This window comes from Paraeggerthella sp. (assembly GCF_048427265.1).
In the GTDB taxonomy this organism is placed as follows: domain Bacteria; phylum Actinomycetota; class Coriobacteriia; order Coriobacteriales; family Eggerthellaceae; genus Paraeggerthella; species Paraeggerthella hominis.
Window position 1 is genome coordinate 1 of sequence record NZ_DBFOSR010000098.1, and the last position, 20504, is coordinate 20504.

The window sequence follows — 20504 nt, forward strand, 5'->3', positions numbered from 1 at the left end:
CTGCGCGAGGCCAAAGGCGCAACGCCGGAGGGCGGACGATAGCGGATGGATCGACGTACGCCCAGAGAACCAGCGCGCAGGCAGGGAGGCGCTCCAAGGCAGCCGCGTCCGAATCGCGCACCCGATCGCCGCGAGGCTTCCCGGCGATCGTCGCGTCCGCAGACGGGCCGCGATGCCGGGCGTTCGCCGCGTTCGACCCGAGCGTCTTCAGGTCGACCCGCTTCTTCCAGCCGATCTCGAACCAGAGATGCCGGCGCCTACAACGCGCCTTCGCTTTGGACGAAGGACGCGCCGCGGTCCCCGTCGGACGAAAATCTCGCTCTGCGGATCTTGCGTATTCTCGGACGCGCGCTGCTTGCCCTGATCGGCCTATTGGGAGCGGCTTCGCTCGCCCTTCTGCGCGCGATGGTCTCGCTTGCCTCGCGCAGCCGCGCTGCGCTCGCCGTCATGGTGCTCGCCGCGGTCCTGCTCGTCGGCGGCGCGGTTGACTTCGGCCTGAATTACGGCAAGGCGTATCCGGGCGTGCGCGTGGGGGAGATCGACGTCGCCGGGAAAACCGTCGACGAGATCGAGGCATCCATCGAGCAAGCTTACGGGCCGCGCCTGGAATCGAACACCGCCATCGTATACGCCAACGACGATGCCGAAGCGCGCGTGAACGACGAGATGACCGCCGCCCAGGATGCCGCTCTTGCCGAGCAGTTGGCAGTGGAGGAGGCGCGTGCGAACAAGCTGGCATGGACCACGAGCGCCTCCGACCTGGGCGCCACCCTTCCTGCCCGCGCTTTGGCCGAAGAGGCCGTTGCGGCCGGGCGCAGCGACGGCGGCATCTTCGCGCGCATCGGGGCGCTGTTCGGAGGGCGCACCATCCAGCCGCGAGCCGACTACGCGAGCGACCGGCTCGAGCAGCTTGCCTCCGACATAGACGCAACCATCGGCGATCCGCGCGTCGATTTCAACGTGGCGGTCAACGGCGGCGTCGCGACGGTGGTGCAGGGCCACGACGGCTCCATGGTCAACCGAGGAGATTTCGCTCGTTCGCTCGACCAGGCTCTGCTCGCGCAGGAAGCCGGGCAGGGGTCGTTCGTCGCGCGTGCCGAGCATGCGCCGCTGCGCATCGACGAAGCCGCCGCCCAGGCGGTCGCGGATGCCGTGAACCGCGCGATCGCCGACGGAGCGCAGTTCAATTACAACGGATCGACCTGGAAGGCCACGCCCTCGGATATGGGCGCATGGATCGCCACGCGCATCGACGAGGGCGAGGGGTCCTTCGCCCTGTCTGCGTACATAGACGAGGCGCAAGCCAAGCCGTCCCTTCTCACCCACGTGGAAAAGCTCGACACGAACGACCCCGTCCGCGTGACTTTCCAAGCGAACGAAGGGGGTGTGGCGGTGCATACGGACGGGACGGGCACCATGCCGCTCGTCGCCGAAGGCGTCCATGCGCTCAACGACGCCCTGTTCGGGCCGGGCGGCAAAGCGGAAGGCTCGACGCCCGGCGGATCTCCCATAGAGGTATCCATAACCGAAGGCCCGGCGCCCGCGACCCTTTCGTTCGACGAGGCGATGGACCTTGGCATCATAAGCTCGATAGCCTCGTACACCACGCAGTTCACTACGGGCGCGGGGACGGAGAACCGCAACCATAACATCAAGCTGGTGTCCCAGCTGCTCTCCAACTCCGTCGTGAAGCCCGGCGGCTCCTGGTCGTTCAATAAAACGGCAGGGGAGTGCAACGAGGAGAGAGGGTTTTTGGGAGCCGGAGCGATCATCGACGGCCAGTACGACGATGCAGTGGGCGGCGGCATCTGCCAGGTGGCGACCACCATGTTCAACGCCGTGTACGAAGCCGGGTACCCGGTGAAGACGCGCCACAACCATTCCCTGTACATATCCAGCTACCCGGCCGGACGCGATGCCGCGGTCAGCTGGCCCGACCTGGATCTTGTGTGGGAAAACGACGGCGCGAGCGATGTTTTGGTCCGTCTTTCTTGTACAGACGGGTCGGTAACGGCTACACTGTACGGTGTTGATCCCGGCTACCAGGTCGCCTCGGTCGCGGGCGAATGGAGCGAGGGCAAGCACTACTCGACGAAAACGAAGGTTGACGAATCGCTTGCTCCCGGTTCGAGCTACATCAAAATCCGCGGAACCGACGGGCGCAAGATAACGGTCGTTCGCACGGTCAAAGACGAAACGGGCTCCATCCTGCACGAGGACCCGTTCTATTCTGTGTACGATCCCGTGACGGAAGTCGTGGTGAAAGGCCCTGACGCCGATAGCGACGAGACCAACACCTGACGGAGAGATCTCCGCCGACATCCGTATACAACAGTAGGAGAGGTGATTCTCAAGGTGTACTACCAGCCCGAAATCGAGACCATGCCCGTCGAGCAGCTGCGCACGCTGCAGCTCGACCGCATGAAGAAAAGCGTGCAGCACGCATACGATAACGTGGAGTTCTACCAGAAGTCCTTCAAGGAAGCAGGCGTGGAGCCGGGCGACCTCAAGAGCCTCGCCGATCTTTCGAAGTTCCCCTTCGTCGTCAAGCAGGACATGCGCGACGCCTATCCTCGCGGGCTGTTCGCCGTCGGCCAGAAAGAGGTGTCCCGCATTCACGCGTCTTCCGGCACCACCGGCCAGGCGACCGTGGTCGGGCATACGGCGAACGACCTCAAGAACTGGGGGGACTGCTTCGCGCGCGGAATCTACATGGCGGGCGGCGGCCCGGAATCCACCATCCAGGTATCGTACGGATACGGCCTGTTCACCGGTGGCTTGGGCGCGCATTACGGCGGCGAGGCGGCTGGTTGCACGGTCATCCCCACGTCTTCGGGCAACACCAAGCGACAAATCCAGATGATGAAGGACCTCGGTACCGACATCCTGGCCTGCACCCCCTCCTACGCGCTGCTCATAGCGGACACGGCGCGGGAGATGGGCTACGATCCCGCGACCGACTTCAAGATTTCCGCCGGCATCTTCGGCGCCGAGCCGTGCTCTGAGAACATGCGCCAGGAAATCCGCGAGAAGCTGGGCATTCGCTATTGCGACATCTACGGGCTTTCGGAGGTCATGGGACCGGGCGTGGCCGTGGAGTGCTCTGAATCGAACGGCCTGCACCTTGCCGAAGACCAGTTCTACGCCGAGATCGTGGATCCGGACACGCTCGAGCCCTTGCCCGACGGCGAATGGGGCGAGCTCGTGTTCACCACGCTCGTGCGCGAATGCTGCCCGCTCGTGCGCTACCGCACGCGCGACATCACGCGCATCATACCCGAGACGTGCGCATGCGGACGCACCCATCGCAAGATCGACCGCATCGTCGGCCGCTCCGACGACATGCTCATCCTGCGCGGCGTCAACGTGTTCCCGTCGCAGATCGAGCAGGTCATCACGGAATTCCCGGAGATCGCGGCGCAGTACCAGATCGTCCTGACCACGCGCGGCGCGCTCGATCACGTGGAGCTCAACGTCGAGACCGTTCCCGAGTTCCCGTTCGACGAGATCCGCAAGCTCCAGGACCTCAAGCGCCGTCTGGCCTCCGAGCTGAAGAGCAACCTGCAGATTGCCGTCGAGATCAAGATCGTCGAGCCCAAGACCATCGAGCGCAGCGAGGGCAAGGCGAAGCGCATCATCGACCTGAGAGAAGGGAAGAAGGCATGATCTCCCAGCTGACCGTTTTTCTCGAGAACGAGAAAGGCCGCTTGGCGGCCGCTTGCCGCGCCGTTTCCGACGCAGGCATCAACATGCACGCGCTGAACCTGGCCGACACCACCGAGTTCGGCGTGGTGCGCATGCTGTGCGACACGCCCGAAGCCGCCGCCGAAGCGTTGAAGGCGCAGGGCTGGCGCGCCGCCGTCACGCCCGTGCTGGCCGTGCGCGTTCCCAACGAGCCCGGCGGCCTTGCCAAGCTCTTGGAGTTCCTAGACGAGCAGAACGTGAACGTGGAGTACGGCTACTGCTTCTCGGTCAATCAGGACACTGCCGTCGACGTGCTTAAAGTAAGCGACGACGCCGTGGAGCAGAAGCTGACCGATGCCGGCTTCCAGCCGGTTCGACCGGAGGATATCTACCGCATTGACTAGCACCGTTCAACATATCGCCCAGAGCGGGCGCACGCGCATCCTCGCGTGCGCCCTGGCGCTTTTGCTTGCGTTCGCGAGCGCTGCGGCCTTTCCGGCCGTTGCAGCAGCGGACGTGCGCAAAGCGGACGTCGTTTACGGCCAAACCGTCGACGCGCGCGGCTTGTCGGTCGCGCAAAGCCCCAACATCGATGCCGAGTACGCCATCGTGATGGACTCTGCGGGAACCGTGTACTTCGAGCGCAACGCGTCCTCGCCCACGCAGATCGCCTCCATCACCAAGGTCATGACGGGCGTGGTGGCTCTTGATGCGGTGTCCAGCGGCATCGTATCGCTCGACACCCCGATCACGGTGTCCGCAACCGCCGCCGCCGCGGGCGAATCGTCGGCCGGGCTGCAAGAAGGCGACGTCATGAGCCTGCGCACGGCCCTGACGGCGCTGCTCGTCCCGTCGGGCAACGACGCGGCCGTCGCCATCGCCGAGACGGTGGGCGCTGCGCTCCAATCAAGCGGCACGGCATCGGGCGACAGCGCTCAAGGCGCGTTCGTTGCCCAGATGAACGCGAAGGCCGCAGAGCTCGGCTGCACCGATACGGTCTACGAGAACCCCCACGGCCTGGACTTCGACGCGTACGCGGGCAACCTGCACAGCACGGCTGCCGACGTGGCCAAGGTGGTGCAGTACGCCATGAAGAACGAGACGTTCCGCGCGGACGTTTCCCAGGGCGATACCGTCATCCAGGTGACGCGCGGCGGCGCGAAGGCGGACATCAGCCTCGAGACCACGGACGGCTTCCTCGACATCTACGAGTACGCCATCGGCGTCAAAACCGGGTTCACCGCGCTCGCAGGGTTCTCGTTCGCAGGCGCTGCCAACAACGGCGAGAAAGAGCTGTACGCCATCGTCATCAACTCCTCGTCCGAGCCTCAGCGTTTCAGGGATGCGCAGGCGCTTTGCGAGTGGGTGTACCAGCACGAGGTGAAGTACCCGTTGGCCCACAGCAACCAGACCGCCATCATGAACGGAGCCGAGGTTCCCGTAATCGCCGAAGTGGCGCACGAAGGATGGATCGACAAGACCGTGAAGGCCACGCTTGCGGATCCTGCAGCTTCTGCCACGATCTTCGACCTGAACGGCAACGTCAGCCAGTCGCTTTCGTTCGATCAGCTGACCACCGACGTGCGCGCAGGCGACAAGGTGGGCACCATCACGTTCAAGCAGCGCAACGCTGAAATAGCCACTATGGACTTGGTCGCATGCGAAGACGTTGCAGCCCCCAATTTCTTCGAGAGCGTGGGAATCTGGTGGGATCGCTTGTTCAGAGGGTTCTCCGGGCAGAGCACCGTGGCCCAATCCGTGACGATCAACGAAACGCCGCTGGTCGTAGACAAGACGGCCCCCGCCGCGTAAGGCGCGCCGCAGAGAGGAATTGCCATGAGCACCATGTGCCCCGTTTGCAACAATCCGGTTGACGCCCAGGCAGCCGCATGCCCGACCTGCGGGTTCAAGCTTCTTGGCAGCACGCAGCGCTTCGAGCCGGTGGCGCTGTCGGACGACCCGTTGACTTCGGCAGCCCAGCCCCAGGCGAGCGCCGTGCTGCATGTGGTGCGCGGTCCGCAGACCGGCGTCAGCTTCCACCTTGCCGACGCGCCGCTGTCCATCGGCCGCAGCCCCCAGTGCGACGTGTTTCTCAACGACATGACCGTGTCGCGCTCCCATGCGTCGGTCGAGCCTGCGAACGGGGGCTATGTCATCCGAGATTCCAACTCCTTCAACGGAGTGTGGGTGAACAACGCGAGCATCGACGAGCGCCAGCTCGAAAACGGCGACGTCATCCAGATCGGGGCGTTCTGCCTGGTCTACAAAGAGGAGTAACGCGCTCTTTCGCGCGTCGTCGTCCTGAGGCCGAGCTGAAGCCGAGCTTCGCGTTTCAGGGCGACGACGCGCCGTCGGGCGCCCAGCGTCGAATAGCGCGCCGCTCGGAACGGTCTTCCTTCTTTGACCGGGCCGCGCGGCGCGCTTTGCCGTATAATTCCCTGCGGGTCAGCATTCAAGGAAGGTTCGTCTAATGGAATTGATGTCAGGTAACGAGGCGATCGCCCAAGGGGCGTGGGAAGCCGGCGCCCATATCGGCGTGGCGTACCCCGGAACGCCTTCGACGGAAACGCTCGAAGCGTTCGCGAAGAAGGACGGCGTGTACGCCGAATGGGCCGTCAACGAGAAGGTGGCCGTGGAGGTGGGCATCGGCGCGTCTGCCGCCGGCGCGCGCGTTCTCACGACGATGAAGCACGTAGGCGTGAACGTGGCGGCCGACCCGCTGTTCACCGCCGCATATGCGGGCGTGGGAGGCGGCCTGGTCGTGCTGGCCGCGGACGATCCGGGCATGTACTCGTCGCAAAACGAGCAGGATTCGCACTGGTACGCCCGCGCAGCGCATATTCCCATGCTCGATCCTGCGGATTCCGCCGAAGCCCTGCGCTTCACGCGCGAAGCGTTCGATCTGTCCGAGCGCTTCGACGTGCCCGTGTTCATTCGCTCGACCGTGCGCGTTTCGCACACGAAGACCCCGGTGGAGCCTGGCGAGCGCACCGACGTTCCGGTGAAGGCCTACGAGAGCAATCCTGCCAAGTGGGTGATGATGCCCGCATTCGCGAAGCCGCGCCGCAAGGTGCAGCTCGACCGCATCGACGCGTTGCGCGCGTGGGTCGAGGAATGCCCGTACAACAACGTCGTGCATAAGGAAAGCGCCGTCGGCGTGGTCTGCGCCGGCGCGACGTACCAACACGTGACCGAGGCGCTGCCTGACGCGTCGGTGTTCAAGCTCGGGGTAACGTGGCCGCTGCCCGCTCGTGCGCTGCGCGACTTCGCTGCCAGCGTCGATGCGTTGTACGTGGTCGAGGAAGCGTCCGAATACCTGACCGACTCCGTGCGAGCGCTCGGAATAACGGTTGCCGAGTTCGAGAACCCGTTGCCGCGCGACGGCGAGCTTTCGCCCGGTCTGATTCGCGCCGCGTTCGGACTCGACGAGCCTGCGCACGCATCCATGCCCGAAGGCCTTCCAGGCCGCCCGCCTGCGCTGTGCGCCGGGTGCCCCCACCGTTTGGTGTTCAAGGAGCTTTCGCGTATGAAGGCCGTGGTCACGGGCGATATCGGATGCTATACGCTCGGTGCGCTGCCGCCCCTTTCCGCCATGGACACCACCATCGATATGGGCGCGTCCGTTTCGATGTCGCACGGCTTCGAGCTGGCGTGGGCCGGAACCGACCATCGTCCCGTCGTGGGCGTGATCGGCGATTCGACCTTCGCGCATTCGGGGCTTTCGGCGCTCATCTCCACCGTGTACAACCAGGGCGGCGGCACCGTTTGCGTGCTCGACAACCGTACGACCGCTATGACGGGCCGTCAGGGAAACCCGTTCAACGGCGAAACGCTTCAGGGACGTCCGTCGCGCGAGATGGACTTGGAGGGCATCGTGCGCGCGCTGGGCGTGGAGGACGTTCGCACGATCGATCCCAACGATGCGAAGGCCGTGCGCCGCACGCTCAAGGAGGCCGTGGCGAACGAGGACCTTTCCGTGCTGGTGTTCCGCAGCCCGTGCGTGCTCATCGATCGCATCAAGAATCCGGTGTACGCCGTAAGCGACGCCTGCACGGCGTGCGGCGTTTGCTCGACCTTGGGCTGCCCTGCCATATCGAAGGATCCCGAAACGGACCATGCGATCATCGACGCCGGCCAGTGCGTCGGGTGCGGCCAATGCGCGCAGTACTGCGCCTGGAAGGCCATCGCGCAACCTGCTCTGGAGAAAGGGGGCTGCCATGAATAAGGCGACCACAGTGCTCCTGTGCGGCGTCGGCGGGCAGGGAACCATCCTCGCCGCCGATCTGCTTGCCCATGCGGCTTTGGAATCCGGCTTCGACGCCAAGGTTTCGGAGATTCACGGCATGTCTCAGCGCGGCGGCGCGGTTACCACGGTGGTGCGCTTCGGGCGCGACGGCGTGCAGTCCATGGTGGCTGACGAGGGGTGCGCCGATTGCGTCGTGTCGTTCGAGACGACCGAGGCGCTGCGCAACCTTTCCTTCGTGCGCGAAGGCGGGTACTTGCTGGTGGCCGACGAGTCCATCCAGCCTTTGCCCGTGCTCATCGGACGTGCGTCCATGCCCGAGAACGCCCGCGAAACGCTGGCCGACGCGGGTGCCACGCTCATTTCCGCCGGTGACATAGCCGCAGGCGTCGGCAGCCCGAAGTCGGTTAACGTCGTGCTGCTGGGCGCGCTTGCCACGCGTTTGGAGTTTCCGCAGGACGCATGGGAGCGGGTCATCGCAAAGCGCGTGCCGCCCAAAACCGTCGAAGCGAACCTGGCCGCGTTTCGCGCCGGCTTCGCCTTCGCCGAGGAAGCGGTCGAGAGCAGGGAAGGGGATCGAGCATGAGCGTACAGCAGATCAGCGTGTTTCTTGAGAGCAGGCCGGGGCATCTGCGGCGCGTGCTGGACGCCTTCGAGGCCGCTCACGTCAGCGTTCGCGGATACAGCGCGTCCGACACGGGAGACTACGGCATCGTGCGCTTCATCGTGAGCGATCCGGACAAGGCGTTGGCCGTGCTCACCGACATGGGCGCCGCCGCCACGAAATCGGAGGTGCTGTGCGCGCGCCTGGACGACACGCCCGGCGAGTTGGCGCGCGTCATGGGCGTCATGGCCGATTGCGGCATCAACGTCACGTACAGCTATTCCCTCATCTCCACTTACATCGCGCTATCCGTCAAGGATCTGGCACGTGCCGAGGAATTGCTGGCCGGCGAACCGGTGGAGCTCATCGGGCAGGACGATCTCGCGCAGCCGCTTGCGCCCGCTGAAGGGCGGTGAACGTCATGGCCGATATGACCGTCAAGGGCGCGGCGCTGGCTGCCGCCCAAGCCGGGGACTTCTCCAGCCTGCCCATCCACAACCCTGCCGTCGAGTGCGCCTCGCGCCAGGAGATTCGCGCGCTGCAGCTCGAGCGCCTGATCGAGCAGGTGCGTTGGACGTACGACCGCGTGGCCTGGTACCGCGAGCGCATGGACCGCGACGGCGTGAGCCCCGATGACATCAAGACGCTTGAAGACGTTCGCAAACTCCCCTTCACCGACAAGTCGGTCCTGCGCGACACGTTTCCGTACGGGCTGTTCGCCGTACCGCTCGACCAGGTGAAGGAGCTGCATTCGTCCTCGGGCACCACGGGCAAGCCCATCGTGGTCGGCTATAACGATCATGACATGGAGCTGTGGGCCGACTGCATCATGCGCCTTGTGCAGATGGCGGGCGTCGTGCCGGGCGATCGAGCGCAGATGGCGTTCGGATACGGCATGTTCACCGGCGGCTTCGGCTTGCACTACGGGCTGCAGAAGCTTGGCTGCATGATGATTCCCGCAGGGTCGGGCAACACCGAGCGCCACATCGCCATGATCCAGGACTACGGCACCACCGTGCTCGTGGCCACGCCTTCCTACGCCCTGCACATGTGCGAGGTGGGAGAGCGCATGGGCTTCGATTGGGAGCGGTCCACCCTGCGCGTGGGCCTGTTCGGCGGCGAACCCTGCCCGCCGGGCCTGAAGGCCGAGATCGAAAGCCGTATGCGCATCGTCTGCACCGACAACTACGGTCTGACCGAAGTCATGGGTCCAGGCGTGTCGGGCGAATGCCTGGCGGCGCGCGACATGCAGCATATTGCGGAGGATCACTTCCTGTGGGAGGTCATCGATCCCGAAACGGGCGAGCCCGTCGCCGATGGGCAGATGGGCGAGCTGGTGCTCACGCCCCTTGGCAAGCAGGCTATTCCCGTGCTGCGATACCGCACGCACGATCTGACGCGCGTGGTCACGGAGCCGTGCGCGTGCGGGCGCACGACGGCGCGCATGCAGAAGGTGCGCGCGCGTTCGGACGACATGCTGATCATCCGCGGCACGAACGTGTTTCCCAGCCAGGTGGAGGATGTCCTCACCGGCATCGAAGGGGTCACGCCGCACTACCGCATCGTGGTGGACAACGAGGGCGGGCTCGACCGCATGGCGGTGCACGTGGAGCTCAAGCCCGAGGCGTTCAGCGATTCTTTCGAGGAGATGGATCGTTTCCGCCGCGCTATCGAGGAGAAGCTCAAGGGCGTTCTTCTGGTGGGCGTGCGCGTGAAGCTGGTCGAGCCCGGCGGCATCGAGAGGTCTCTGGGCAAGACGAAGCACGTCGAAGATCGACGCAAGTAGATTGAATGCGGGAGGCCCGTGCACGCACGTCGGCCTCCCGCCGGCATTGCGGTGCGGTAGCCCGCACGCGGGAAGGACCAACAGGAGATCAGCCCATGCAAGCAGCCCCTTCGCATACCGAGGTCGTCGGGAGGTTCGCTCCTTCTCCGACCGGGCGCATGCATGCGGGCAACGTGTTCGCGGCGCTCGTGGCGTGGCTTGTGGCGAAATCGCAAGGCGGACGGATTGTCCTGCGCATAGAGGATCTTGATGCCGAACGATCGAAGCCGCAGTTCATCGATGCCGTGCAACGCGATTTCGAGGCGTTAGGACTCACCTGGGACGAAGGGCCGTACTTCCAGCATGATCGCACGGAGGCGTATCGGGCCGCCTTTGATTCGCTGGCTGCGCGCGGGCTCGTGTACCCCTGTTTCTGCACGCGCGCCGATCTGCATGCGGCATCAGCGCCTCATCGTGGCGAAAAGCCCGTGTACCCGGGAACCTGTCGTGCGTTGACGGCTGAGGAGCGCGCCTTGCGGCGTGCCCGACGCGCTCCGGCGCAGCGGCTGGCGGTTCCCGATCAAACCGTATCCTTCGACGATCAAATACAGGGGCCGTATCGTCAGAACCTGGATCGCGAGTGCGGTGATTTCCTGATACAGCGCTCGGACGGGGCGTTCGCGTACCAGCTGGCCGTGGTCGTAGACGATGCGGAGCAAGGGGTGAACTCGGTCGTGCGCGGCGTCGATCTGCTTTGCTCCACGCCGCAGCAGCTGTATCTGCAGGAACTGCTCGGTCTGGGGCATCCTGCGTACGCCCATGTGCCGCTTATCGTTGCGGGAGAGGGGCGGCGCCTTTCGAAGCGCGATCACGACGCGGCGCTCGATGCTCTTTTGGATCGGTTCAAAACGCCCGAGGGAGTTATCGGCCATATTGCGGGAATCACGGGGCTTGCCCCCACGTGCGATCCGGCGTCGCCCGAAGAGTTGCTGGCCTTGTTCGATCTCGACAGGATTTCAACCGACCTGAAGGATCTTACCCAGATACGCTGGCGATAGAGCGTATCGGCTTGGCGCGGAGGGCGCAGGTGCTTAGAACCCGTAAAGCAGTTTCGCAATACCCATCTCGTTGAACAAAAAGAAATGCCCCGCAAAGGTGACGGCCAGGTACAGGGCGGGTTCGCGTGCACTCGGAAGACGCTCCGAGACGAAAACATGCTTGCTGCGCGCCGCATTCGCGCGATTCGACCAAAGTCGATACAGCGCGAAGCCCAAAAGCGCGCCGAGCGTGTTCAATATCAGGTCGTCGATGTCGGTCGCGCGATGGTTGAGAAGCTGGCTCAGCTCGATGGCGAGCGAAAAAGAGAAGCCCATCGCTCCTATGGTGAACGCCCGGTCAACTCGCTTCCAGATGAACGGGATCGAAAAGCCCAAGGGGAGGAACAGCACGACATTGAGAGCGCATCCGATCGGGTCGGCGGCAAGAAACGGAATCAAGTACAGGTCATTCGGCCCCCAGCTGGCCGTTTGCCGCAGCAGGTCGTACAGCGTGCCCGATCCCGTGACGTACAGCACGGCAAACACGTACAGCACGAACGCGAAAGCGGGCGCGAACTCAACGGGAATGGAGCCCGTTCGTCGTGCGTGGGCATGCCGTATCGCGTAGGCTACAAGAAACGGCGCGAGCACCGTCGCCAGCTCGTACGCGGCCAGCAGCGCGCTTTCGACCATCGTGTCCGTACCTTTCGCCCAGATTCATCCCTCGAACACCGTATCTTAGCAGCTTGCTTCGACGTTTGAAGGGGCAAGTGCCGCAACGTTGAGGATCGTTAAGGATTTCGTTGCCGAAACCGTCGCGGGAGCGCTCTTCAAGATCCGGACGCAAACCAGGGCTGATGGTTTCGGCTGTGCGATAGGAGGCCGGCTTGCACCCCGCGTCAACTCCCGCCGAACGCGGCGGGAGTTGACGCGACTACGCGAACAGAAGCGACACGAGCGTAAGTACCACGCAGCTTCCCAGCAGCAGAAGCGTCAGGCGCACGTTGTCGCCGCCGAAGTTCAACTTGCCGTCTGCGCCTTTCGAGCGGGAAAACAGGGTCCATACCGCCAGAATGCAGAATCCAACCAGCATTACGTTGCACAGTACCGAAGCGATCTGCGCGAACAAGACGAGCCCGGTCATCTTCGCCATCTCGAACGCCATGAGCGTTCCGACCACCGCGAAGCAGGCGACCATGACCCAGGCTGCGCGCTGTCCTGATTTGCGGGTGCCTTCAGGATAAAACGTTCCCTTCTTCGTGGTCGTAGGCTTTGCGATCAGCGACAGCCAGTTGCCGTTCCACAACTGCACCGTCAACGCGCCCGACGCAATCAACAGCACCAGCCCTACGCCGAAACGAACGATTTCCATAGCGTGCTCCTTTATCTTTCCCGGTTGACCGCACGCTGTGCGCGCAGCTTTCCGACAGCTGATTCTATCTGCTCGAGGGCGCGTTCGAGGGTGGCGCGCGGGCAGGCTATGTTCACGCGCTCGAACTGCCCCGAACATGGTCCGAACATGCTGCCGGAATCAAGCCACACGCGCGCGTCGTCCACCATGAGCTTTTCAAGCCGCGCGTCGTCCAGGCCCAAGCCCGAGCAATCGAGCCATGCAAGATACGTGCCCTGCGGCTCGACCAACGCGATCTCAGGCATCCGTTCGCGCAGGAACTCCCTTAAAAAGCTCAGGTTCTGCGCCAGGTAGTCCTTCAACTCGTCCAGCCAAGGGCCGCCGTGAGTGTAGCACGAACGGCATGCTTCCAGCGAGAACGGACTTGCTCCGAAGTAGCCGATCCGCTCCAAAACCTTGCGATACCGTGCGCGCAGTTCCTCGTTCGGGATGACGATGTTCGCTATCTGCAGCCCGGCGATGTTGAATGTCTTGCTCGGCGCCGTGCATACTACGCAGCGTTCGGCGAACGAAGGATCCACCGTAGGGAACACGTGATGGCGATGCCCCGGATAGGTGAAGTCGGCGTGGATCTCGTCCGAGATGACCAGCACGTCGTGCGCGCGGCAGATGCGCCCGATCCGCTCCAGCTCGTCGTGCGTCCATACCCGGCCGACCGGGTTGTGGGGACTGCATAAAATGAACGCCTTCACCCGAGAGGACGCGATCTTCTTCTCGAAATCATCGAAGTCTATTCGGTATCGCCCCTGCTCGTAGACAAGCGGGCTGTCAACAAGCTTGCGTCCGTTCGATTCGATGAGCTGCGCGAACGGGTAGTAAACGGGCTGCTGAATCAGCACGGCATCGCCTGGATCGGTGAACGCCTGCAGGGCGATTCCCAGCGCGAACACCACGCCGGGAGTTTGCGTGAGCCACGAGCGCTCCACGGTCCAGTCGAAACGATCCGAGTACCAGGCCAGAACCGATTCGTAGTACGCGGCTCCTGCGAACCCGTAGCCGAACACGCCGTGGTTCACGGCTGTGCGCATATCGTCAAGCACCTCATCGGGCAGCGCGAAGTCCATATCGGCGACCCAGAGCGGCAGCAGATCGTCGCGCCCTTTGAGTTGCGGTCCGCAATCCCATTTCTCGCTATTGGTTCCGCGTCGCTCGATCACTCGATCGAAGTCGTACGTCATGGCAGCCTCCTACACGAACAGGGAAAAGCCGCTTGCGAACAACGCCGCCGCGTAAAACGCGCCCAACGCGATGTTCAAGCTGCATACCTGCGCCATGGCGCCTATGCGCGACGCAGGCGCGAGCGGGTTGGCTATGAGCGCTTTCACCAGCGGATACGACGCAAGCAACATGAACGGAACCACGATGACGCCGCTCGTGAAGAACAGGGCCACCAGCGCTGCGATCGAGATCATCCAAGCCGCCACCACGCTGTGGTACAGCCTGCGCGCGCGGTCGCGTCCCAGCAGCACCGACAGAGTGCGACGTCCCGATTCGACGTCCTTTTCGATATCGCACGTGTTGTTCGTGAACATGATCAGCCCAACGCCCAGCACGGTGGGCACCGCCCACAGCAGCGCGCGCAGGTCGAACGCTCCGGTCAATGCTTGGTAGCAGGCAAGGGGAATGAGCCCGCCCATGACGAACCCGCTGACAAGCTCGCCAATGGGCAGGTAGGAGATGGGCGTTTTCCCCGCGGAATACAAAACCACGATGATCGCGCCGACGACGCCCAGAGCCAACGGAATCCATCCGGCCTGCCAGATAACGTAAACGCCCAGTCCGAACGCCGCCACCAGAAACCCGACGGCAAGTCCGAGCGCTGCGCGCGGATTCACGTTGTTGTACACCAGCACGGCATCGGTCGGATCCACGTTGTCGTCGGCCGAGTCCGCGCCTTTCACGTAATCGTAGTAGTCGTTGAACGTGTTGACCGAGGCTTGCATCAGCACGCAGATGACCAGCAGCACGCATGCCATCACGGCGGAAACGGCTCCCGTTGTGGCAGCGGCCGCTGCGGTTGCCACCAGTACGGGCAGAATGGCCGCCGGCCACGTATGAGGAGCCGCTAGCTGCACCGCCATGCGCAGCGTAAACCTTCCGTATGCGCTCTTCGTTTCCGCGTCCCTTTCGTCAGCCGTCCTTGCGGGCGCTTCTGCGCTCATGCTTCGCTTCCTTCCTCGTCTTCATTGTTGCGTACGCTTCGCGACGACGCGGTAGCCACATGGGCGGCGACGACTTGAAGCGCTTGATGGCTTCTTCCTTCAGCACGCTGCCCAATCCTCCCAGCGTCTTCCAGATGAAACTCTTGGTTTCCGCGTCCAGCTTGGATCCCGATCCCAAAAGCTGCCGGGTGTTCGCGAACAGGTTTTCCTGGAACTCGGCCCAAGTGTTCGCCTCGGTCGAGGCGAACAAGTCGTAGATCGAATCGATGAACCGCTCGCGCTCGGACGCGTTCCTGCTGCGCAGCCATGCGTCGAGCGTTTCGTCGAAGAACACGGCCGATGCGTTGAGCTCGTCCTGGTACAGGAAGTCCGATCCTTCGGTCTGCCAGGTGAACGGCTCATGCTGAAACACCGAAAGCGCTGATGATCTTACCACGCGGTAGTCGGCGCGCCGTTCCAATATCATGCCGAACGCGGAAGATTCGGGGACGCTCTTGTGCAGAAGCGAGCAGAACGTCGGATCGTCGATGCGCGGGGAGGGATCGTCCAAAAACGACGGGCCGTCGTGGTTGAACACGCCTTCAAGGCGCGAGAACGTGCCGTCGTCTGCAACCAGAGCCGCGTACTCGGCAAGGTTTCCGCCCTTCGAGTGGCCGCCAACCAGAAGCGGGCACGCGCAGGCCGACGCCACGCCCGAAAGATAGGCCGCCGCCGTGCACTGCGACGGGATGACGTCTTTGAAGCACAGGTTGAAGTCTTCTTTCCAACCGGCGAAGCTGCCGTCCGTGCCTCGAAACGCCAGGTAAGCACGCTCTCCCTCAATGGCGGGGAAGAACAAGGTTACGGCGCTGAACTGCTTCTCAACCACCTCGGATCGTTCGTTGGCGTAGAAGGATACCCGCACGTCGCGCAAACGACGGCTCGCCATTGCCACGTGCAAAAAAGCCACGGTGTCCCGCGCATCCTCCATCCAGCTGTGCGCGGTAAGGGCCTCCCAGTCCGACAAGGCCAAAACGTCGTGCAAGCGCACGCGCCGGGGGCCGCTTGCGTCGAGCAGCGCCTCCCAAGGGGCGGCGATCGAGCCGTCCGAGCGCAAGGCGTCAGCCTGGTCGCGTCCGGCTTCTTCGTAGTTGAGGTAAGCCAGGGTCGAGAATACGAGGGAGTCCACCGGGTTGAACGGTAATTCGGAGAAAGTCCGCTGCTCTTCTGCTATATACGATACGATATTGCGCATACTCACATTGTAGCCGATTGCGAAAGGCAGGGCCGCCACCCATGCGCGTCTGCACGCCAATAACCATACGCTATGCTGAAACCGACATGATGGGCATCGTCTATCATGCAAACTACCTGCTGTACTTCGAAGATGCGCGCACCTCGTTTCTGGAGGCGATCGGATTTCCGTACGCGCGCATCGAAGAGGCAGGCTACCTTTCTCCCGTCACGCATTTCGAATGCGACTACGGCATGCCCTTGCGCTACGGGGACACGGCCATCGTGCGCACGCGCGTCGTGCTGTCGCGGCCGACGAAGACCGTGTACGCCTACGAGGTGTTCAGGGAAGGGCAGGACATGGAAACGGAGAAGCCGTGCTGCACGGGGCGCAGCACCCATTGCCTGGTCGATGCGACTACGTTCAAGCCCGTTAGCATCAAGCGCGTCATGCCCGACCTGCTTGCCTGCTACGAAGAAGTGCTCGAGCCCGAGGAGGCCGCTCGATGAGTGCGCCGTACCGCATCCTATTCGTGTGCCATGGCAACATCTGTCGCTCTACCATGGCGGAGTTCGTCATGAAGGACCTGGTTGCCAAGCGCGGTTTGGCCGATGCGTTCGTCATCGAGTCGGCGGCCACCCACGATGACGAGATAGGAAGCCCCGTGCATTCGGGAACGCGCGCCGTGCTCGCGGCGCAAGGGATCGACTGCGCTGGCAAGAGGGCGCGACGCCTCAAGCGGGCAGACGCGGGGGAGTGGGACCTGTTTGTGGGCATGGACGAGGCGAATATGCGCGACATGCGTCGTCAACTGGGTCGGGAGGCCGAAGGCCGCTGCATTAAGCTGCTCGAATTTGCAGACACGGATCGCGATGTGGCCGACCCGTGGTACACGGGCGACTTCGAAACCACGTACGACGACGTGCTGGCCGGTTGCGCGGGCCTGCTGGCCTGGCTGAACACCGGAGGAAGGCGAGGGTAGCTTCGGAAGCGCTCGTCGTGCATTGACGAAGGCGCCCTCCTGTCGCTTTTTTGCGCAGGAGGGCGCCTTCGTTTCGTTGCGAGGCGAAGTTCGGTATATTCCGTGGTGATATTGCGGTCGTGCGCACGTGCGCGAAAATTAATCGGTGAACGGTAGGTGCGATAATCCTGCATGAAATAAGAGCAACGCACCCGTTTTTTGCATGCCAGCTTTCAGCCTTCCAGATTTTGCGGCGAACGGTCGGACGGGCCCGGTAGGGCTGCGGGGAAATCTGCCGAAAAGGGATTTGTGCACCTGCACAAATAGGTATAATGCAGCCCTCCCAAAAAGACTAGGAGCGTCCTTCGGGCGGTCCGCCTCGGGAACAGGGCCCATGCGGTCCGATCGTAAGCATCGTAAGCGAGACACTCTAAAAGGAGGGTACTAATGAGCGGCGATAACGTAGTACTGGCAAGGAACACGGAAGATGCCCCGGTGAGCGATCTGTACTCGCAGACCGTGGCTTTCTCGCACTACAACAACCTTTCGGCTCAGCTGCCGATCGATCCCGCCACCGGCGAGTTGGTGCCCGGCGGCATCACGGAGCAGGCCGTGCAGTGCTTCGAGAACATCGAGACGATCATCGACAGCATCGATCACGTCATGAACGATGTCATCCGCATCACCATCTTCGTCAAGGACATCCAGGACATGGACGCCGTCGACGAGGTGCAGAAGGTGTTCTTCCCGACCTACGTGCCCACCCGCACGGTCGTCGCCGTTGACGCTCTGCCCATGGACGCCCTGATCCAGGTCGAGGCCTTGATCTCCAACGGCGAAGGCACCATCCCCAACGCTCCGCAGGCCGGCGACATCCTGAAGTACACGAACAACACGCACAACGCTCCGCTGGACGTCATGTCCACGCAGTCCGTGGCTTTCTCGCACTACAACAACATCTCCGCCCAGCTGCCCATCGACCCCAAGTCGAACCAGATCGTGGTCGGCGGCGTGCGCGAGCAGACCGCGCAGTGCCTGAAGAACATCAAGGCCGTGCTCGAGAGCATCGACGTGCCCTTCGACGACATCGTCAAGGTGAACGTGTTCCTCAAGGACCTCGCCGACACGGATGCCATGAACGAGGCGTACACGCGCTTCTTCCCGGATTCGGGCATCGCTCGCGCGGTCGCCTACATGCCGGCTCGCACGGTGGTCGAGGTTGCCGGCCTTCCCATGCATGCGCTCGTGCAGATCGAAGCCGTGGTTTCCCATGGCGACGGCACGCCCCCGCAGCTGGTCGAGGACCGTCACGGGCTCATCCTCGAGGCTAACAACACGGACGCCGCGCCGAAGTGCAAGCTCTCCACGCAGACCGTTGCCTTCTCGCACTACAACAACATCTCCGCTCAGCTGGGTATCGACCCCGCCACGGGCGCCATGGTTGCTGGCGGCGTCAAGGAGCAGGCCGAGCAGTGCTTCAAGAACATCAAGGCCATCATCGAGTGCGTCGACCACGTGATGGAGGACGCCGTCAAGGTGAACATCTTCCTGAAGAACATCGACGACCTTGATGCGGTGAACGAAGTGTACGCGACGTTCTTCCCGGGCGGCACCCCTGCTCGCCGCGTCGTGGGCGCCTCCGCTCTGCCCATGGACGCCCTGGTGCAGATCGACGCCATCTTCGGCAACGCCGAGGGCACCCCTCCGGTGGCGTAAGCTTCCAGCAGGAGTCGATCAACCTGATATAGAAGGAGCTGTTGAAGCTCCTTGGCAAGAAAGCGAGGCCGACGCGGTCTCGCTTTCGCGGTTTCGGGGCCGTATGCCGGGATTCCGATGCTCGATCGACGTCGGTACGGCTTAGACGGAGGTTTCGCTTGTTGGATCTCGTATGTTCAATGGGCCGCAGCGGCTGTGCGGGTCGCGCGCCGGCAGCCGTTCGCCGATTGGGCGTATTCCGAACGCCCTGCGGATCGGGTGTCCGTTTTCGCATAATCGAAAGTGTTTTACTAGGTTATATGCATGTTCTCGTTGCTCCTTTCCGGAAACGATGGCTCGCGACGTAAACGATGCGTTTGCCGCTTATCGGAAAAGGAAGGGCAAGCATCAAGACACCGAACCTCGTTCGCTATACTGCGTGCTTTCCCCCAAGACGAGGAGGATCCATGCAACGATCGAAGACTCAAAGCAGAGCGAACGTCGTCCTGATAGCAGGGGTTTTGTTCAACCTCTCCATCAGCTTGTTGTATTCGTGGAGCGTTATCAAATCAGGGCTGACCGCCGCGCCTGACGCAGGCGGGTTCGGCTGGTCGAGCGCGCAGGCGGGACTGCCGTACACCATCGCCATCGTGTTCTTCGCGCTTGGATTGCTGGGCGGCGGCATCGTGCAGGACAGGATAGGACCTCGTAAGGTCATCACGGCGGGCGGCTTGCTGGCCGGCATGGGCATGGTGCTTTCTTCGTTCGCGGGGCAAAGCGTGCTCGGAGTGTGCCTCACGTACGGAGTTCTTACTGGAACGGGAATCGGATTGGGCTACGGCTGCGTTACGCCGTGCGCTTTGAAGTGGTTCGATCCCTTCAAGAAGGGGCTTGTCGCAGGACTCGTCGTCGGCGGTTTCGGGCTAGCGGCGGTTTATCTTGCACCGGCTACGCAGATATTGATCGAGGGCTTCGGCATTTCGCAGACGTTCCTGATCCTGGGCATTGTCACGATCGTCGTAAGCGTGCCCATCGCCCAGCTTATCAAGAACCCCGAAACCGACTACGTTCCCGCTTCATCCTCCGTTCGTAAAGCGGGGAAGGCATCCGTCGAGCGGACCCCGGATCGTACGTGGCGTCAAATGGTTCGAACCAAGGAGTTCTACCTGCTGTTTGCGTTGTTCGCGCTGTCGTCTTCGGTGGGTCTCATGATCATCGGCAACCTTTCGAAGATCGCGACCATCCAGGATCCTGCGAGCGCCGCAGGCTACGCAGCCTTGCTCGTTTCCCTTCTGGCCCTGTTCAATACGGGCGGTCGTGTTGTGGGCGGCATCCTGTCGGACAAGATCGGGCGCATCAACACCCTTGTTCTAGTGTTCGCCATCCAGTGCCTCAACATGTGCTTGTTCGCGCTGTACGGAAACTTCGCGCTGCTGACGCTGGGGGCGCTGTTCGTTGGATTCTCGTACGGAACGCTCTTGAGCGTGTTTCCCTCGATGACGGCGGATCTGTACGGTTTGAGGAACTACGGGACGAACTACGGCATTCTTTATCTTGCCTGGGGGCTTTCGGGCGTGCTGGCGCCGGTCATGGCCGATGTGGTGTTCGACGTCACGGGCACGTTCGATGCAGCCTATCTGATATGCGCCGCAATCCTGGCGCTGTGCATCCTGCTCGGCGTGGTCTTGAAGCGCCAGCTTAACGCTGCGAGCGGGAAAGCGGCGAATCT

19 protein-coding genes are annotated in these 20504 nt (G+C 63.0%); 14 read left to right on the plus strand and 5 right to left on the minus strand.

Going from position 1 to position 20504, the window contains the following annotated elements:
* Positions 1-330 precede the first annotated feature (330 nt).
* The 10 genes from ACMNI9_RS08895 (at position 331) to gluQRS (ending at position 11354) form a co-directional block, all read left to right on the plus strand.
* Positions 331-2301, plus strand: coding sequence for a VanW family protein (locus ACMNI9_RS08895; protein ID WP_418831687.1), 1971 nt, complete (start codon positions 331-333; stop codon positions 2299-2301).
* 54 nt (positions 2302-2355) lie between these two features.
* The gene (locus tag ACMNI9_RS08900) at positions 2356-3666 is read left to right on the plus strand and encodes a phenylacetate--CoA ligase family protein (RefSeq protein ID WP_225749210.1); all 1311 of its coding nucleotides are present in this window, start codon (positions 2356-2358) and stop codon (positions 3664-3666) included.
* Positions 3663-4088 (plus strand): amino acid-binding protein, encoded by a 426-nt coding sequence (locus ACMNI9_RS08905; protein WP_123191241.1) that lies wholly within the window; start codon positions 3663-3665, stop codon positions 4086-4088. The genes ACMNI9_RS08900 and ACMNI9_RS08905 overlap by 4 nt, the downstream gene beginning before the upstream one ends.
* On the plus strand, positions 4081-5496 hold the full coding sequence (locus ACMNI9_RS08910) for a D-alanyl-D-alanine carboxypeptidase family protein (RefSeq protein WP_225749152.1): 1416 nt from the start codon (positions 4081-4083) through the stop codon (positions 5494-5496). Before ACMNI9_RS08905 ends, ACMNI9_RS08910 begins: the two co-directional genes overlap by 8 nt.
* A 24-nt stretch (positions 5497-5520) precedes the next feature.
* A complete protein-coding gene (locus ACMNI9_RS08915; RefSeq protein ID WP_216528495.1) occupies positions 5521-5961 on the plus strand; it encodes an FHA domain-containing protein in 441 nt (146 codons plus the stop codon).
* A 193-nt stretch (positions 5962-6154) separates the two neighbouring features.
* The gene (locus tag ACMNI9_RS08920; RefSeq protein ID WP_225749154.1) at positions 6155-7909 is read left to right on the plus strand and encodes a thiamine pyrophosphate-dependent enzyme; all 1755 of its coding nucleotides are present in this window, start codon (positions 6155-6157) and stop codon (positions 7907-7909) included.
* The gene (locus ACMNI9_RS08925; RefSeq protein WP_216528497.1) at positions 7902-8513 is read left to right on the plus strand and encodes an indolepyruvate oxidoreductase subunit beta; all 612 of its coding nucleotides are present in this window, start codon (positions 7902-7904) and stop codon (positions 8511-8513) included. The genes ACMNI9_RS08920 and ACMNI9_RS08925 overlap by 8 nt, the downstream gene beginning before the upstream one ends.
* A complete protein-coding gene (locus ACMNI9_RS08930) occupies positions 8510-8947 on the plus strand; it encodes an amino acid-binding protein (protein WP_123191246.1) in 438 nt (145 codons plus the stop codon). Before ACMNI9_RS08925 ends, ACMNI9_RS08930 begins: the two co-directional genes overlap by 4 nt.
* 5 nt (positions 8948-8952) lie before the next feature.
* Complete coding sequence (locus tag ACMNI9_RS08935) at positions 8953-10317, plus strand: phenylacetate--CoA ligase family protein (protein WP_418831690.1); 1365 nt, start codon at positions 8953-8955, stop codon at positions 10315-10317.
* A 95-nt stretch (positions 10318-10412) separates the two neighbouring features.
* Positions 10413-11354 (plus strand): tRNA glutamyl-Q(34) synthetase GluQRS, encoded by a 942-nt coding sequence (gluQRS, locus tag ACMNI9_RS08940; RefSeq protein ID WP_418831692.1) that lies wholly within the window; start codon positions 10413-10415, stop codon positions 11352-11354.
* Between the two features lie 33 nt (positions 11355-11387).
* On the opposite strand, the gene ACMNI9_RS08945 is transcribed toward gluQRS, so the two are convergent.
* The 5 genes from ACMNI9_RS08945 to ACMNI9_RS08965 all read right to left on the minus strand — a co-directional run bounded on the left by ACMNI9_RS08945 (position 11388) and on the right by ACMNI9_RS08965 (position 16140).
* A complete protein-coding gene (locus ACMNI9_RS08945) occupies positions 11388-12026 on the minus strand; it encodes a VanZ family protein (RefSeq protein WP_418831694.1) in 639 nt (212 codons plus the stop codon).
* Positions 12027-12267: 241 nt separating this feature from the next.
* On the minus strand, positions 12268-12705 hold the full coding sequence (locus ACMNI9_RS08950) for a lipocalin (protein ID WP_114566085.1): 438 nt from the start codon (positions 12703-12705) through the stop codon (positions 12268-12270).
* 11 nt (positions 12706-12716) lie between these two features.
* Positions 12717-13922, minus strand: coding sequence for a MalY/PatB family protein (locus ACMNI9_RS08955; RefSeq protein WP_216528503.1), 1206 nt, complete (start codon positions 13920-13922; stop codon positions 12717-12719).
* Positions 13923-13931: 9 nt separating this feature from the next.
* Positions 13932-14825 (minus strand): prenyltransferase, encoded by an 894-nt coding sequence (locus tag ACMNI9_RS08960; protein WP_418831701.1) that lies wholly within the window; start codon positions 14823-14825, stop codon positions 13932-13934.
* 49 nt (positions 14826-14874) lie between these two features.
* Positions 14875-16140, minus strand: coding sequence for an Mbeg1-like protein (locus ACMNI9_RS08965; RefSeq protein WP_418831696.1), 1266 nt, complete (start codon positions 16138-16140; stop codon positions 14875-14877).
* A 41-nt stretch (positions 16141-16181) separates the two neighbouring features.
* Between ACMNI9_RS08965 and ACMNI9_RS08970 the strand changes: the two genes are divergently transcribed.
* From ACMNI9_RS08970 to ACMNI9_RS08985, 4 genes are all read left to right on the plus strand, one after another.
* Entirely contained in the window at positions 16182-16628 is a 447-nt protein-coding gene (locus tag ACMNI9_RS08970) for an acyl-CoA thioesterase (protein WP_114566088.1), read from the plus strand.
* Positions 16625-17101 carry a low molecular weight protein-tyrosine-phosphatase gene (locus ACMNI9_RS08975; protein ID WP_418831698.1) on the plus strand — a complete coding sequence of 159 codons (477 nt, stop codon included), beginning with the start codon at positions 16625-16627 and terminating at the stop codon, positions 17099-17101. The genes ACMNI9_RS08970 and ACMNI9_RS08975 overlap by 4 nt, the downstream gene beginning before the upstream one ends.
* 426 nt (positions 17102-17527) lie before the next feature.
* On the plus strand, positions 17528-18796 hold the full coding sequence (locus tag ACMNI9_RS08980) for a RidA family protein (RefSeq protein ID WP_114566090.1): 1269 nt from the start codon (positions 17528-17530) through the stop codon (positions 18794-18796).
* 446 nt (positions 18797-19242) lie between these two features.
* Positions 19243-20504 (plus strand): OFA family MFS transporter (locus ACMNI9_RS08985; RefSeq protein WP_418831699.1); only part of this gene is annotated, 1262 nt, incomplete at its 3' end.